This is a genomic window from Thermohalobacter berrensis (assembly GCF_003609645.1).
Taxonomy (GTDB): Bacteria; Bacillota; Clostridia; order Tissierellales; family Thermohalobacteraceae; genus Thermohalobacter; species Thermohalobacter berrensis.
The window spans coordinates 92,885-109,188 of sequence record NZ_MCIB01000036.1 but is presented as its reverse complement, the minus strand read 5'-3'; the positions used below and the strand labels follow the sequence as shown (position 1 = coordinate 109,188).

Below are 16,304 nucleotides of genomic sequence, written 5' to 3'. Positions count from 1 at the left end.
CCTTATTTAGCCTTTAATTTGTGTATATTTTTTCTTTCTATTTAATATCCAATCCCAGGTAAATTCCTTTGTACCCATAATTCCTCTCTGATAAAAAAGAATTACAAACATAAGAAGAGCAGAAAATACAACCATACGCATTCCTGGAATGCCTGATATTCTAATAAATCCTAAGTCCATGGTTCCGTCTAATACTCTTAAAAATTCCATTAGTACAGTAACAACAACTGCTGATATAACTGTACCTGTTATACTACCTATTCCCCCAAGAACTACAATAAGTAGTATATTAAATGTAAGTAAGAACCTAAACATTAAAGGGTCAATTGTACCCAATAAATGAGCAAGTAATGCTCCTCCAACTCCTGCTAAAAATGAACCAATTGTAAATGAAATTATTTTATGCCTAAATAAATCTATTCCCATGGCTTCAGCTGCTATTTCATCTTCTCTTATTGCCATAAGAGCTCTACCATAGCTACCTTTTATTAATAAAACCATAAAAATGACCGTTCCTATTGCCATTCCCCAGCTCCACCAAACATTTGTATACTTTGGTAAACCCTTTAATCCTAAAGCACCATTAGTTAGGCTTTGAGTATTAGTAAATACCACCCTAATAATTTCGCTAAATCCTAAAGTTGCAATAGCCAAGTAATCATCTTTAAGTCTTAAAACTGGAGCAGCTATTAAAAAACCTATTAATCCAGCCATTAAACCAGCTATTAATAAAGAAGGAAGAAATGGTAGCTGAATATTTTTAAATATTGGAATTATCGGTTTTAAATAATAATTCATCTGTTTTAATTCAGGAGACATCGTAAAAATTGCAGAAGTATAGGCTCCAATTGCCATAAAACCCGCATGTCCTAAGGAAAAAAGACCAGTAAAACCATTTATTAAATTTAAACTTAACCCCAATACAACATATATTCCACATAAATTTAGAATTCTTATCTCATAAGAATCAAAAGTTCTATTCATTATAAAAAGTAGTATCACAAATAATATAAGTGATATTATTGTTAAAATTTTTCTTTTATCCTTCATAGGCTACACCTTCTCTGTTAAATTTTTTCCCATTAATCCAGCTGGTTTTAATAATAATATTACTATTAAAAGTATAAATGCAAAGGCATCTCTATAACCTGTTAAAGAAGGTAAAAATGCCACAATCATTATTTCTCCTAACCCCAAAATAAAGCCACCTAAAACTGCACCTCTTATATCTCCTATTCCCCCAACAACTGCTGCTATAAAGCATTTAAGACCTGGCATAAGTCCCATTAATGGAACAAGATTAGGAAATTTTAATCCCCACATTATTCCTCCCATTGCTGCTAAAACTGAACCAATCCCGAAAGTAAAAGATACTATTTTGTTTACATCAATTCCCATAAGTCTAGCTGCTTCATAATCCTTTGATACAGCCCTCATAGCCATACCTGTCTTAGTGTTATTTACCACATAAAGCAAAATTAATAGAAGTATACCGGTTATTATAGGTATATAAAAATTTACACTTACAATTGATACATTTCCAATTTTAACTACTTTATTAAACATATCTGGTATTGGAAAAGCCTTTGGTCTACCACCAAATAAAACTATGGCTAAATTTTCAATTAGGAATGAAGCTCCTATAGCAGAAATCATTACAGATATCCTAGGTGAATTTCTTAATGGTTTATATGCTGCCTTTTCAACAATAATTCCAAATATACAAGTTAGAATCATGGCTATTAAAAAAGACAACCACCATGGTAATAAGAAAGAGGTCATTGAGTAAAAAGCAATGTAGGTACCAACCATAAATATATCTCCATGGGCAAAGTTTATAAGTCTTAATATACCGTATACCATTGTATACCCTATAGCTAACAATGCATATAAACTACCTAGTGAAATTCCATTGGCTAATTGTTGTAGAAAATTTGACATCCCCATTATAACCACCCTATTCCATTTATTTAATTTCTCAGTAGATTAGGTCTTACGCTTATATATGCCTAATCTACTGAGAGAATTTTAGTTGCCTTTAGATTTTATAGTAGTCAAGTATGTGAACTTTCCGTCTTTAACCTGCTTAATTACCGCATCCTTAACTGCATCTCCATTTTCATCAAGGGTTATAACACCAGCTGCACCTTCAAAATCTTTAGTTTTAGCTAATGCTTCCCTAATTTTTACTGGATCATCTGTCCCTGCCTTTTTAATGGCATCAAGAATAACTAAATATGCATCAAAACCTAATGCTGTAACTGAAGCTGGCTCTTTATCAAATCTCTTTCTATATTCTTCTAAAAACTCTTCTGATTTCTTTGTAATTGGTACCTCAGATGTAAAGAAGGTAGAAAACACTGCTCCTTCTACTGCTTTTCCTCCTATTTCTAAGAACTCTGGTGCTTCCCAAGTATCTCCACCTAAAATAGGTGCATCTATACCTAATTCCCTTGCTTGTTTAATCAATAATGCTGATTCACTGTAATTTCCAGGTGCAAATATAACATCTGGATTTAATTTTTTAATATTAGTTAACTGTGCAGTAAAATCTTGGTCTCCTGTATTATAATCAGCTATTCCAACAATAGCATTTTCATCACCTGTAAGCTCTTTAAAAGTATTCATAAAGAAGTTTGCTAAACCTACAGAATAATCATTTGATACTTCTCTAATAATAGCAGCTTTCTTAGCTCCTAATTCATTAACAGCATAATTTGCCATTACTTTACCTTGGAATGTATCAATAAAGCAAACTCTAAAATAATAGTCATTTCCCTTTGTAACTAATGGATTAGTACAAGATGCTCCAACTGCTGAAACCTTTGCATCAGCTACTATTGGTCCTGCTGCCATTGAAAAGGAACTTCCCCAGCTTCCTATAATAGCAGCTACCTTTTCTTTATCAACTAGCCTAGTTGCTGCATTTGCTGCCTCCACTTTATCTGACTTGTTATCAACAATTACTAACTCAACTTTTTTACCTAATACCTCAGGATACAACTCATTTGCAAGCTTTATACCTTCAACTTCCATAGCACCACCTGCTGCATTAACACCTGTCATTGGCTCAAAAACTCCTATTTTAATAACATCATTTTCGTTGTCTGCATTTTCATTGGCTTCAGTAGAACACCCAATAAATAAAGTTGTTGTTACCAAAACTAATACCATCAATAAAGCTATTTTTCTTTTCAACTTAATACCCCCTAAATTATTTAATGTTAAAATAATTAAGCTTAATTTATAAATAAAGACCCGGATCTTTATTTCAAAAAATTTTACATATAAAAAACCCCCCACCCCTAGCAAAATTACACTAGGGACGAGAGGTATTTTCCCGCGGTTCCACCCTAATTGGTTATAAAACCCACTTTAATGCTTTAACGCAGCAATTACGGCAATCTTTACCCTAAAAAGATTCAGATACAGCTCAGGGATAGATTTCAACTAGTCATATCTAGGATGCTCCCAGCCTAAGGCACTCCCTCTCTGAAAGACTGTTTCTAGTCTACTACTTCCCATCACAGCTTTAATCATGTTATTTTTTGAATTTTTATTAATTATATAGAATAATTTTACGGATGTCAATAGAATTTATTAATTTTTTGTAATATTTTTAGTGGTAATTTATTCTATACTTCACTTACCTTTACTTTCTCAAATTCTTCAACAATTTCCTTTGATGGTTCTTTATCAAAAAGACTTATTAAAATAATAGCGAGGCATGAAAATATAAAACCTGGTACAATTTCATACAATTCAAAAATTCCCCCTTGAAGCTGTTTCCATACAAGTACTGTAATTCCTCCTACAATCATTCCCCCAAGGGCTCCATACTTTGTCATTCTTTTCCAGAAAAGTGAGAAGATTATTGTTGGTCCAAAAGCAGCACCAAATCCTGCCCATGCATATGCAACTAGCTCTAATACAGAACTATTTGGGTTTAATGCTAGTATAAAAGCAACAATTGAAACTAAAATAACAGTAAATCTACTTACCCATACTAATTCCTTTTCTCCTGCATTTTTTCTTATCAATGATTTATAAAAATCTTCAGTAATGGCAGAGGCAGTAACTAATAACTGAGAGTCTGCTGTACTCATTATTGCAGCAAGAATTGCAGCTAATAAAATTCCCGCTATTAAAGCTGGAAAAGTTTCGTTTACCATCAGCATAAATACAGTTTCAGAGGCAGTACCTTTTAATGTCTGAGGTAAATAAACTCTACCTACCATACCAATAATCACAGCAGCTCCAAGGGAAATTACTACCCAAATCATAGCAATCATTCTAGCTTTTTTAATTTGTTTCGAAGAACTTATTGCCATAAAACGGCTTAAAATATGGGGTTGTCCAAAATAACCTAATCCCCATGCCATAGCTGATACTACAGATATAAAGGGAATTAATTTTCCATCTACTATTGTGAAAGGATTTAGTAGTTCTTTATTAATAGCCTTTAAACTATAAATAGTTTCACTATATCCCCCAATTAAAATTGCACATGTTATGGGAACTACTAAAATAGCAAAAAACATTATAGCTCCTTGGAAGAAATCGGTCCAGCAAACTGCCATAAAACCTCCCAAAAACGTATATAAAATTATTACAACTGCACCTATAGTTAAAGCATGTATATATGGAATATTAAAAACTGTACTAAATAATTTTCCCCCTGCTACAAGTTGAGAGGCTGTATAAATCAAGAAGAATATTAAAATAAATAGTGCAGAAATTGTCCTAAGTAATTTTGTATTATCTCTAAATCTATTCTCAAAGAATACCGATAGAGTTATAGAATCCCCTGAAATTTGGGTATACTTACGAAGTCTTTTAGCAACAATCTTCCAATTTAAATAAGTACCAACTGCTAACCCAATACTAATCCATAGAGCTTCCATTCCTTTAAGATAAGCAAGTCCAGGCAATCCCATAAGAAGCCAACCACTCATATCTGAAGCCTGAGAACTTAAAGCAGTTACCCAACTATTAAGTCTTCTCCCTCCTAAAACGTAATCAGATAGGTTATTAGTTTTTTTGTAAAAAACAAGCCCAATACTTAACATAAAGACTAAATATACAATAAACGTTATAAGAATACCTACAGTTTCATTTGTCATGTATTACCAATCCCTTCTGCTTTGTTATTTACCCTATGTTATATTTTCGACATTTTTCGATATATTAAATAATTGTAACATATTTTCACATTATTTTGTATGCTTTTTTATAAATTTTTCATTCCATTTTATAGAAAAAAGGCCCCAACTTATGGGACCTTTTTCTATAAACTAACCCTTCTTTAACATTTTCTTTAAAAACTGACCTGTATATGATTCTGGTATTTTACAGATTTCTTCGGGTGTTCCCTGTGCAACTATCATACCACCTTTATCTCCACCTTCTGGACCAAGGTCTATAATATAGTCTGCAGTTTTTATTACATCTAAGTTATGTTCTATAACTATTACAGTATTTCCACTTTCAACTAATCTATTTAATACTTTTATAAGCTTGTGAACATCAGCAAAATGAAGGCCTGTTGTAGGCTCATCTAAAATATATAGAGTCTTTCCTGTACTTCTTTTACTTAATTCAGTGGCAAGTTTTATCCTTTGAGCCTCTCCACCAGATAGCTGTGTTGATGGCTGTCCTAACTTTATATAACCTAAGCCTACATCATACATTGTTTTTAGCTTTCTCTTTATTTTAGGTATATTTTCAAAAAACTCTAACGCCTCTTCAACAGTCATATCTAAAATATCAGATATTGATTTTCCTTTATATTTAACTTCTAATGTTTCTCTATTATATCTTTTTCCTTTACATACTTCACATGGAACATAAACATCTGGTAAGAAGTGCATCTCTATTTTAATTATTCCATCACCTTTACAAGCTTCACATCTTCCACCTTTAACATTAAAACTAAATCTACCCTTTTTATATCCTCTCATCCTAGCTTCAGGGGTTTTAGCAAATACTTCCCTTATATGGTCAAATACTCCTGTATATGTTGCAGGATTAGATCTTGGGGTCCTTCCTATAGGGGATTGGTCAATATCAATAACTTTATCTATATTCTTAATTCCCTTTATTGTCTCATGTTTTCCTGGTTTATCTTTACCTCTATGGAGAACTTGTGCTAATTTTTTGTAGAGTATCTCATTAACAAGTGTACTCTTTCCTGAACCTGAAACACCTGTTACACAAGTAAAAACCCCTAATGGAAATTTTACATTGATTTTCTTTAAGTTGTTTTCTCGTGCACCTACTACTTCTATCCACTTTCCATTTGGTTCTCTTCTTCCTTTAGGTACTTCTATTTTCTTCTTACCACTTAAATATTGCCCAGTTATAGATTCTTTACACTTTTTAATTTCATCAACTGTTCCATGGGCTACTATTTCTCCACCATGTAATCCTGCTCTTGGTCCTATATCTACTATATAGTCAGCACTATACATAGTGTCTTCATCATGTTCAACTACAATCAAAGTATTACCTAAATCAGTTAGATTCCTTAATGTCTTTAAGAGTCTATCATTATCTCTTTGATGAAGCCCTATACTTGGCTCATCTAAAACATATAAGACACCTACAAGGCTTGACCCTATTTGTGTTGCTAACCTTATCCTTTGAGATTCCCCACCTGATAGAGTGCCTGCTCTTCTAGATAGTGTGAGATAATCTAATCCAACATCCTCTAAAAACTTTAACCTTTCTCTTATTTCTTTTAATATCTGCTCTGCTATAAACTCTTGACGCTTTGTAAGCTTAAGATTGTCAAAAAATTCCTTTGCTTTCCTTACTGACATATTAGTAATTTCTGATATATTTTTTTCTCCTACAGTTACTGCTAAGCTTTCAGGCTTTAATCTTGAACCATTACATTTAGGACAAGGTATTATACTCATATAATTTCCTATTTTATCTCTAATGTAATCAGAATTTGTCTCCCTATATCTTCTTTCAAAATTTGGAATTATACCTTCAAATGGAGCATTAAAATCTCTTACTCCTCCAAATCGACTTTCATACGTAAATCTAATATTTCTACTACCAGTACCGTATAGAATTTCATCTAAAAACTTTTTAGGTGCATCCTTTATAGGAGTATCTAAATCAAATCCATTATCCTCTGCAATTGCTTTAAAAGCTCTAAAATAATATGTGTCATCTGAGGTATTGCTATATGGTGCTATAGCTCCTTGATTAATAGTCAAATCCTTATTGGGTATTATTAACTCTGGGTCAACCTTTTTATTACTACCTAATCCATTGCAATCAGGACACATTCCATATGGACTATTAAATGAAAACATCCTTGGTGACAATTCTTCTATTCCAATACCACACTCAACACATGCAAACTTTTGACTAAATAATAGTTCTTCCCCATCTATTATATCTACAATAACTATTCCATCTGACAATTCTAGTGCAGTTTCTATAGAGTCAGCCAATCTTTTTTCTATTCCCTTTTTCATTATAAGTCTGTCAACCACTACTTCTATAGAATGTTTTTTATTTTTATCCAGTTTTATATCCTCGTTTATATCCCTTATATCTCCATCTACTCTTACTCTTACAAATCCTTCTTTTCTTATATTATCTAATAGTTTTTGATGTTCCCCTTTTCTTCCTCTAACTATAGGAGCAAGAAGTTGTAGTTTTGTCCTTTCTTCTAACTCCATTATCTTATCTACCATTTGGTCTACTGTCTGTGAAGAAATGACTTTACCACATTTAGGACAGTGTGGAGTTCCTATTCTTGCAAAGAGTAATCTCAAGTAGTCATATATTTCTGTAACAGTACCTACTGTAGATCTAGGATTTTTACTTGTAGTCTTTTGATCTATTGATATAGAAGGTGATAATCCCTCAATATAGTCAATATTTGGCTTCTCCATTTGTCCTAAAAACTGTCTTGCATATGCAGAAAGACTTTCGACATATCTTCTTTGACCCTCTGCATATATAGTATCGAAAGCTAAAGAAGATTTACCTGATCCGCTTAGTCCAGTAAACACTATAAACTTATTTCTAGGAAGCTCTAAATCTATATTTTTAAGGTTATGCTCTCTAGCTCCTTTAACAATAATTTTGTTTTTTGCCATATTACCACCTCAATTTTTTCTAAAGGTTTTCCTTTAACTCCTCTATTTTATCCCTTAATTCAGCTGCCCTTTCAAATTGTAACTGTTCAGCTGCTTTAAACATTTCCACTTCTAACTTTGCAATAGTTTCCTGGATTTCTTCTCTAGTTAACTTATCTTTTTTAGATACACCATATTTGTCTTCATCTTCAGCTACCTTAGTTGCTTCAATAACATCCCTAATTCCCTTTCTAATTGTTTTAGGTGTAATATTATGCTTTTTATTATACTCCATTTGAATATTTCTTCTTCTATTTGTCTCATCTATGGCATTTTTCATGGATCTTGTCACTCTATCAGCATATAGTATAACCTTTCCTTCTGCATTCCTAGCTGCTCTACCAATTGTCTGTATCATTGAAGTTTCAGACCTTAAAAAACCTTCCTTATCAGCATCAAGGATTACAACTAATGAAACCTCTGGTAAGTCAAGGCCTTCCCTTAAAAGGTTAATTCCAACTAAAACATCATGGTTTCCTAATCTTAAGTCCCTTATTATTTCCATTCTTTCAATAGTATCTATATCAGAATGTAAATATGTTACCTTTATTCCCGCCTCTTTAAGGTAATTTGTTAAATCCTCAGCCATTTTTTTCGTAAGTGTTGTAACTAAAACCCTTTGGTCCTTTTCTACTCTTAGGTTTATCTCCTTTAGTAAATCATCTATTTGTCCCTTTGTTGGTCTAACTTCAACTTCTGGGTCCAACAATCCAGTAGGTCTAATAATTTGTTCTACTACTTGTTCTGAATGTTCATGTTCATAGGGACCAGGGGTAGCACTTACATACAGAACTTGATTTACCATTTTTTCAAATTCTTCAAATTTTAATGGTCTATTATCATATGCCGAAGGAAGCCTAAATCCATGTTCCACAAGGGATCTTTTCCTTGATCTATCACCGGCATACATTCCCCTTATTTGTGGTATAGTTACATGGGATTCATCTATTATCATTAAATAATCATCTGGGAAATAATCTAAAAGTGTAAAAGGTTTACTTCCAGGTTTTCTTCCACTTAAATGTCTAGAATAATTTTCTATTCCTTGACAATATCCCATTTCTCTTAGCATTTCTATATCATACATTGTTCTCTGCTGTAGTCTTTGAGCCTCAAGTAATTTATCTTCAGCCCTTAATTCTTTAAGTCTTTCTGCTAATTCCTTTTCTATACTTTTTATAGCCCTTTCAATCTTGTCTTGAGATGTGGCAAAGTGAGAAGCAGGAAATATTGATACATGGTTTCTTAAACCTATTATCTCTCCAGTAAGTGAATTAATCTCTGTTATTCTATCGATTTCATCACCAAAAAATTCAACTCTTATTGCATTTTCACTAGATGATGCAGGAAATATTTCTATTATATCTCCCCTAACTCTAAATGTTCCCCTTACAAAGTTTACATCATTTCTCTCATACTGGATATCAACTAATTTTTTAATTACTTCATCTCTATCCTTTATCATACCTGGTCTTAGAGAGATTACTAGATTTTCATAGTCTATTGGGTCTCCTAATCCATATATACAGGATACACTAGCAACTATAATAACATCTCTTCTTTCAAAAAGAGCTGATGTTGCTGAGTGTCTTAACTTGTCAATTTCGTCATTTATTGAAGCATCCTTCTCTATATAAGTATCAGTCTGAGGCACATAGGCTTCAGGCTGATAATAATCGTAGTAACTAACAAAATACTCTACTGCATTATTTGGAAAAAATTCTTTAAATTCACTTGCAAGTTGTGCAGCTAAAGTTTTATTATGTGCTATTACTAATGTAGGTTTTTGAACTTTTTCTATAATATTAGCCATAGTAAAGGTTTTTCCAGACCCTGTTACACCTAATAGAGTTTGGTGTTTCAATCCATTTTTTATTCCTTTACTCAGTGCTTCTATAGCAGCAGGCTGATCACCTGTTGGCTTAAAGTCAGAAACTATTTTAAATTTTCCCATATTATCACCTCTTAAGAACATCCGTTCGTACTAATTGTATAATTTAATTATATTAAAGTCAATATCTTTTAGATAAAGTTTGGAAATAATTGTAAGTAAGCATAATAAACTAAAACAGAAATGAAATATTCAATAATGTATATGCCCATTTTGTAGTACTTTCAAACCTATCTCATTATATTTAATATTCAACAATACTAACAAATTTAATAGATACTAATTTATATATTATAATAAATAGGACTAGATTAAAAGAATATATGAAAGTATTTATGTGTAAATTTTTGTGTATTTAGCTAATAAAAAGAAGCTAAGGCTTTATCAGTCCTTAGCTTCTTTTTATTAGCTTTCTTTTTATTTTTTTTAATATTCTTTTAATAGGGCTTTCAAGTTCTTTTACAATAAAAGAATTAATTTCATCATTAGAGATTACTAAAACTCCTAAATTTCTTACACCTTTTCTATAGTTTGCATAGTCCTTTGATATGACCTCTCCATTAGAATAATAATCAACCCAAATAAAGGTTGGGTAATATGATAATATTTCATCTATTTCTCTTTTTGTGTATACCCTTTCTCCATTTATAGAAAGAATTATGTCTCCTGATTTTAATCCAAGTTTCTCTCCTACACTATTTGGAATAACATCTAGAACCTTTACCCCTCTATGGGAAGGTAAAAAAACAGGTGTACCCTCCCTCTCTCTTTTTCTCCCGTACTGTATTAATGCTTCATGGGCTATTGGACTAAATAAGGCAGCTATATATTTAAATACATATATATGTGAAGATAATACTGCCAATATTAATAATATTATGCTAAAAAGAAATAAATTTTTAGAAGAATTTTTTATTTTATTTTTCGGATAATCTGTAATTGACATATCTCCATATCCTAATACTGCTATTACAGCAATCATATAGAAGGTTAAATCAGTCTGATTTGCTAACACTCCATCTGGCTTGAAAAGAGGCCACCATTCGGGCATATTTACTCCATTTTCTAGGACAGTCATTTGGCCTATAATAAGAAGAACTATAAAGGGTATTGGCCAAAATCTCATCATATTAAATCCGCCAACAACTCTATTATTCTTTTTCATAAATATTGGTATTAAAGTATTATCTCCATCAAGTAGAATTAGGAAGCTTTCAACTAAATGTAGTACAGCTACAATTGCTATTATACTTGATACATTTACCTTAGGATATCCAAATAATAAACTAGATAATGAAATTATTCCTCCAGCATAGGAAAAACATATAAATCTTGGATGAAATAACATTAACAAAATTGCAAGTAAAAAAACATATTTAAAATCATTTGCTTCTATTGTTATTCCTAATAATAAAATTACGAAACTACCTATGATGCCTCCTAATATTCCCATGAGCATTGATGATAGAACCCTTTTATGAATCGGTTCTTTATTAGTACCTAAAATTCTTTTCTCCATCTTGGCTACTCTCTTATATTGAAAATATAAAAGTAATACTACTCCCCAATATATTGGATTTATAAAAAGTTGAAATAGAGTTATACCAGACATATATATAATATCAAATAACTTAGACATAAAAAACACTCCTAATCTAAATAAGTAGCGGATATTAATATCCGCTACTATTTAAATATTCATTCTTATCTATTTACCTATTTCTTCCTTAATTACTTCTATAGCCTTTTGAAGTTGTTTGTCTTCTTCTATATTTTTTACTCCAATCTGTTCTATATCATCTGGATTTTCAAGAACTATATCTGGTTCTATCCCTTTACCGTGAATGCTTACTCCACTTGGAGTAAAATATTCAGAAACAGTAAGTTTAAATCCTGACCCATCTTTTAATTGTGTAATTCTTTGAACTATTCCCTTACCAAATGTCTTTGTACCAATTAAGATACCTGAGTTTGTATCTTTCACAGCCCCAGATAATATTTCTGAAGCACTTGCACTTCCTTCATTTACTAATACAACAAATGGAATATTTAATTTATCTGCATCTGACCTTCTATATTCTCTTTCTCCATTTTTAGTTTCTGTATATACAACTACACTTTTTCCAATTAATTCATCTGCTATCTCAACTGTTTCACTTAATAATCCACCTGGATTATTTCTTAAATCTATTATTAATCCCTTCATTCCATTATCCTGTAATTTTTCTAAATGTTTCATGAAATCCTCATAAGTTAGTTCATCAAATGAAATAATTCTAATATATCCTATTTTATCTTTTAGCATTTTTGACTTAACACTTTTTAGTCTTATTGTTTCTCTTGTAATAGTTAAATCTATAAACTTTGAATTTCCATTTTCATCTTTTCTAAGAATAGTAATATCAACATTAGTCTTTGGTTTACCCTTCATTACTTTCACTGCGTCATCCATTTTATCTGCAGTAAACTCCTTACCATTTACTTTAACAATTTTATCCCCTGGTTTTATTCCTGCCCTTTCCCCAGGTGTATCCTCTATCGGTGATACAACTGTAATAAGGTTATCTTCTCCTGGTGCAACAATTATTCCTATTCCACCATAAGTTCCCTTAGTATGCTCCATAAAACTAGTAAATTCGTCTTTAGTCATATAAACTGAATAGGGATCACCTAATGCCTGAAACATTCCTTTAATTTGCCCTTCAACTAAATCCTTATCTTCTACATCATTTAGAAAATTTTGTTTTACCATATTTTCTATTGCAATTACCTTCTCATACTTTTTATAGACATCCATTAGTTTTTCATAATCATTCTTAGTTATTAAAACCTTGTCATCTATTGTAATTTGTATAATATTACTTAATACGAAAGTCGATAAACTTGTTATTAGAATAATTATGATAGCACCAAGTATAGCTTTTCTTCTTGAAATCATCTAGGCTTCACCTCAAAACTATAATCTAGTACTCTATTTTATTAAATACTAGTAAACATTATACCATCATTACCTCTTTTTTTCAAAATAGTAAACTTTCCTTATAATTTCAATTTAAAACAAAAGTAATTTAATGTATAATATTATTTGTATTTCTAAATATTACCTTAAAGATAGTTTTAGTAATTAATAAAGATAATTTAATTAAGGGGGTACAGAATGAATAATAAAAATTTTTTTAATTTACCACTTTTTATTTTTATTTCCTTTTTATATAAGATAGCACTTTTTAATTATATAACAGATGTAAAATAATGTTTATATATATGTCCATACTGTTAATGAAAAAAGCTTAAAAGATAAATTAAAAAATCAAGGTGTTGATGGGTTCTATACAGATATATTATTACCTAAATTAGAAATAAAATAGGACAGGTAAATACCTGTCCTATCAATTATCTATCACCTTTTAACCATGGTAATGGATTAACATACTTACCATTTACCCTTACCTCAAAATGTAAATGTGGTCCTGTAGAATATCCAGTACTTCCTGCTAAAGCTATAGCTTGTCCTTTTCTAACTCTCTGTCCTGCCCTTACTAAAAGTCTAGAATTATGAGCATATAATGTTGTAATTCCTCCACCATGGTCTATTATTACTACTTTTCCATATCCTCCAAGCCAGCCGGCATGTTGCACTACTCCGTCATTTGCAGCTACTATTTTCCTTCCTAATGGAACTCCAATATCAATACCTGTATGAAGCTTTTGTTTTCTTAATATAGGATGGAATCTCGGTCCAAATGGAGAAGTAATTCTATAATAGCCAGGAGCTGGCCAAGCTAGTTTACCACCAGCATATTTTCCTGAAAGCTGCTTTCTTCTTATTTCTTGTTCTAACTTTTTAGCTTGTCTTATTAGGGAGTCCTCCTGTTTTTCAAGCTCTTCAATATTATCCTTTAATTTTTCCATCATTCTTTTCTTTGCTCTAGTTGCCAGTAATAGTTTTTCTCTTTTTTCTTCTGCCTTTTTTCTAGCAACTTTCAACATTTCTCGTTCTTTTTCTAAGTTTTCCTTTTCTTGTGCAATTATTTCTCTTTGTTGTTTCATAAATTTAAGTAAATCAATATCATGTTCTATTATCTTTTGGACCATATCTATCCTTGTAAGTAAATCTCCGATATCTTTAGAAGCTAAAAGAACTTCTAAGTACCCAACCGTTCCATTTTTATATATGACTCTTAATCTTTTATTTAAAACATCATTTTTCTCTCTTATATTATTTTCTGCTTCTTCCAATTTAGCCTTAGTTTCATCTATCTTATTTTCTATATTTTTTATTTCTCCTTCAACCTTTTTTAACTCTTTATCTGCCCTATCTACTTGTAAATCTAATCTTTCAATTTCTCTAGTAATATCCTTATATTCTTCCTTTTTTTCCTCAATTTTTTCCTTAAGCTCGCTAATATTTTTATTTACTTCATTTAATCTCTGCTTTTCATTACTTATATCTCCATCTGCATAAACAATAATAGTATTAATTAAAAGTATTAAAACAAGCACAATTGTAAATCTTTTAGATACCATTTGTAGCTTGTCCCCCTTTGCTACACATTTAAATATTTTTTTAGAGATACTATACTTCCTAATGTTCCTATTCCCACTCCAATTGATGTAAATATCATTATTATATCGTCATAAAGTACTTTATAAGGAATCATATATACAGTAAAGAATATATATAACTTTTTATTTAGAATATCAACTATATATTGATAACCAAAATTAACAATTAAAATTGCTAACACTGAACCTAAGAAACCTAAAATAATCCCTTCAACAATAAATGGTCCTCTAATAAAGCCATTAGTTGCTCCAACATATTTCATTATATTTATTTCCCTTTTTCTAGCAGCAACAGTAAGCTTTATAGTATTTGAGATAATAAATATTGAAATAAACAGAAGAATACTTGTTACAATTATGCCGCCTATTCTTACAAAGTTGGCTATACTTATCATTTTTTCTACAATATCACGATAGTACTTGATTTCCTCTATACCAACTAGGCCTTGTATATGGTCAACTACAGAATTAGCATATTTAATATCCTTTAATTGAATAATATATGAATTAGGTAATGGATTTTCCTCTAAACCTTCTAATAGATAACCTTCTTCTCCCCATTGTTTTTGCATATTCTCTAAGGCCCGTTCTTTTGATTGAAAGATTACTGATAAAACTCCTTCATTTTCTTTTATTGCTTCCCCTATTTTTTCTATCTGCTCTTGTGAAACATCATCCTCTAAGTAAACTTGTATCTCATCAAATTGGTCTTTAGCAACATTTGTCATATTATTTATATTTAATGCTAAAATTAAAATTACACCTAATATTACTAGCATAGATGTTACCGAGCCAATAGAAGCAAAGCTCATCATTCTGTTTCTCCAAATACCAACAAACCCCTGTTTTATGATATAATTTAACATCCTAAATCTCATAGTCATACACACCTTTTCTTTCATCTCTTACTACAGTTCCTTTTTCTAATGCTATAACTCTTCTTTTCATAATGTTTACTATATCTCTGGCATGTGTTGCCATTACAATTGTAGTACCCCTTCTATTGATTTCTCTAAGAATTTTCATAATTTCCCAGGCTGTATCTGGGTCCAGGTTACCAGTTGGTTCATCAGCTATAAGTACATTTGGGTTATTCACTATAGCCCTAGCTATTGAAACTCTTTGCTGTTCTCCTCCAGATAGTTCATTTGGATAATTATTAGCTTTATGACTCAATCCAACCATACTTAAAACAATAGGAACCCGTCTTCTAATTTCTCTAGAAGATGCACCAATTATCTCCATAGCAAAGGCTACATTTTCAAAAACTGTCTTATTTGGAAGTAGCCTGAAATCCTGAAAAACTACACCTACACTCCTTCTTATATAGGGAATTTTCCTATTACTTATGTTAGTGATATCCATATTATTTAATATTATCTTTCCATCTGTAGGCTCTTCCTCTTTTAATAAAAGCTTTATTAATGTTGACTTCCCTGCACCACTAGAACCTACAATAAATACAAATTCTCCTTTATCTATATGAATATTTATATCCTTTAAGGCCTTTACTCCCTTTGTATACTCTTTGCTAACATCCATAAACTCTATCAAGTCTTATCACTCCTGTCTATTACGGACTAACTATTTCTATTAATTCGACAAAGTTTAAGTAAATCCTGCAACTATAATTATCATTTATGGCAATATATTCTATTTTTAATGCTAAAAAAACTAATGTACAT

11 protein-coding genes and 1 other annotated feature are annotated in these 16,304 nt (G+C 31.1%); all 11 genes read right to left on the bottom strand.

Going from position 1 to position 16,304, the window contains the following annotated elements; all coding sequences use genetic code 11:
• Nucleotides 1-6: 6 nt before the first annotated feature.
• Nucleotides 7-1,050, bottom strand: coding sequence for a branched-chain amino acid ABC transporter permease (locus tag BET03_RS11260; RefSeq protein ID WP_120170388.1), 1,044 nt, complete (start codon nucleotides 1,048-1,050; stop codon nucleotides 7-9).
• Between the two features lie 3 nt (nucleotides 1,051-1,053).
• Nucleotides 1,054-1,947 carry a branched-chain amino acid ABC transporter permease gene (locus BET03_RS11255; protein WP_183108842.1) on the bottom strand — a complete coding sequence of 298 codons (894 nt, stop codon included), beginning with the start codon at nucleotides 1,945-1,947 and terminating at the stop codon, nucleotides 1,054-1,056.
• An 81-nt stretch (nucleotides 1,948-2,028) separates the two neighbouring features.
• Nucleotides 2,029-3,198, bottom strand: a complete 1,170-nt coding sequence (locus tag BET03_RS11250; protein ID WP_120170386.1) for an ABC transporter substrate-binding protein — start codon at nucleotides 3,196-3,198, stop codon at nucleotides 2,029-2,031.
• A 120-nt stretch (nucleotides 3,199-3,318) separates the two neighbouring features.
• Nucleotides 3,319-3,537: a binding site (T-box leader), on the bottom strand.
• A gap of 98 nt (nucleotides 3,538-3,635) precedes the next feature.
• Complete coding sequence (gene putP / locus BET03_RS11245; RefSeq protein WP_120170385.1) at nucleotides 3,636-5,123, bottom strand: sodium/proline symporter PutP; 1,488 nt, start codon at nucleotides 5,121-5,123, stop codon at nucleotides 3,636-3,638.
• A gap of 171 nt (nucleotides 5,124-5,294) precedes the next feature.
• Nucleotides 5,295-8,123 (bottom strand): excinuclease ABC subunit UvrA, encoded by a 2,829-nt coding sequence (gene uvrA / locus BET03_RS11240; protein WP_120170384.1) that lies wholly within the window; start codon nucleotides 8,121-8,123, stop codon nucleotides 5,295-5,297.
• A 19-nt stretch (nucleotides 8,124-8,142) separates the two neighbouring features.
• On the bottom strand, nucleotides 8,143-10,116 hold the full coding sequence (uvrB, locus tag BET03_RS11235) for an excinuclease ABC subunit UvrB (RefSeq protein WP_120170383.1): 1,974 nt from the start codon (nucleotides 10,114-10,116) through the stop codon (nucleotides 8,143-8,145).
• 328 nt (nucleotides 10,117-10,444) lie between these two features.
• The gene (locus BET03_RS11230) at nucleotides 10,445-11,692 is read right to left on the bottom strand and encodes a PDZ domain-containing protein (RefSeq protein WP_120170382.1); all 1,248 of its coding nucleotides are present in this window, start codon (nucleotides 11,690-11,692) and stop codon (nucleotides 10,445-10,447) included.
• A gap of 69 nt (nucleotides 11,693-11,761) precedes the next feature.
• Nucleotides 11,762-12,991 carry a S41 family peptidase gene (locus BET03_RS11225; protein ID WP_120170381.1) on the bottom strand — a complete coding sequence of 410 codons (1,230 nt, stop codon included), beginning with the start codon at nucleotides 12,989-12,991 and terminating at the stop codon, nucleotides 11,762-11,764.
• Between the two features lie 455 nt (nucleotides 12,992-13,446).
• A complete protein-coding gene (locus BET03_RS11220; RefSeq protein ID WP_120170380.1) occupies nucleotides 13,447-14,580 on the bottom strand; it encodes a murein hydrolase activator EnvC family protein in 1,134 nt (377 codons plus the stop codon).
• Nucleotides 14,581-14,600: 20 nt separating this feature from the next.
• A complete protein-coding gene (gene ftsX, locus BET03_RS11215; protein WP_243096928.1) occupies nucleotides 14,601-15,521 on the bottom strand; it encodes a permease-like cell division protein FtsX in 921 nt (306 codons plus the stop codon).
• Complete coding sequence (ftsE, locus tag BET03_RS11210; RefSeq protein WP_120170378.1) at nucleotides 15,487-16,173, bottom strand: cell division ATP-binding protein FtsE; 687 nt, start codon at nucleotides 16,171-16,173, stop codon at nucleotides 15,487-15,489. The genes ftsX and ftsE overlap by 35 nt, the downstream gene beginning before the upstream one ends.
• Nucleotides 16,174-16,304 lie beyond the last annotated feature (131 nt).

What these genes read in the sequence shown, in the direction of transcription:
- BET03_RS11260 (WP_120170388.1), bottom strand. Translation starts at nt 1,050, where the DNA reads ATGAAGGATAAAAGAAAAATTTTAACAATAATATCACTTATATTATTT.
- BET03_RS11255 (WP_183108842.1), bottom strand. Translation starts at nt 1,947, where the DNA reads ATGGGGATGTCAAATTTTCTACAACAATTAGCCAATGGAATTTCACTA.
- putP (WP_120170385.1), bottom strand. Translation starts at nt 5,123, where the DNA reads ATGACAAATGAAACTGTAGGTATTCTTATAACGTTTATTGTATATTTA.
- uvrA (WP_120170384.1), bottom strand. Translation starts at nt 8,123, where the DNA reads ATGGCAAAAAACAAAATTATTGTTAAAGGAGCTAGAGAGCATAACCTT.
- uvrB (WP_120170383.1), bottom strand. Translation starts at nt 10,116, where the DNA reads ATGGGAAAATTTAAAATAGTTTCTGACTTTAAGCCAACAGGTGATCAG.
- BET03_RS11230 (WP_120170382.1), bottom strand. Translation starts at nt 11,692, where the DNA reads ATGTCTAAGTTATTTGATATTATATATATGTCTGGTATAACTCTATTT.
- BET03_RS11225 (WP_120170381.1), bottom strand. Translation starts at nt 12,991, where the DNA reads ATGATTTCAAGAAGAAAAGCTATACTTGGTGCTATCATAATTATTCTA.
- BET03_RS11220 (WP_120170380.1), bottom strand. Translation starts at nt 14,580, where the DNA reads ATGGTATCTAAAAGATTTACAATTGTGCTTGTTTTAATACTTTTAATT.
- ftsX (WP_243096928.1), bottom strand. Translation starts at nt 15,521, where the DNA reads ATGAAAGAAAAGGTGTGTATGACTATGAGATTTAGGATGTTAAATTAT.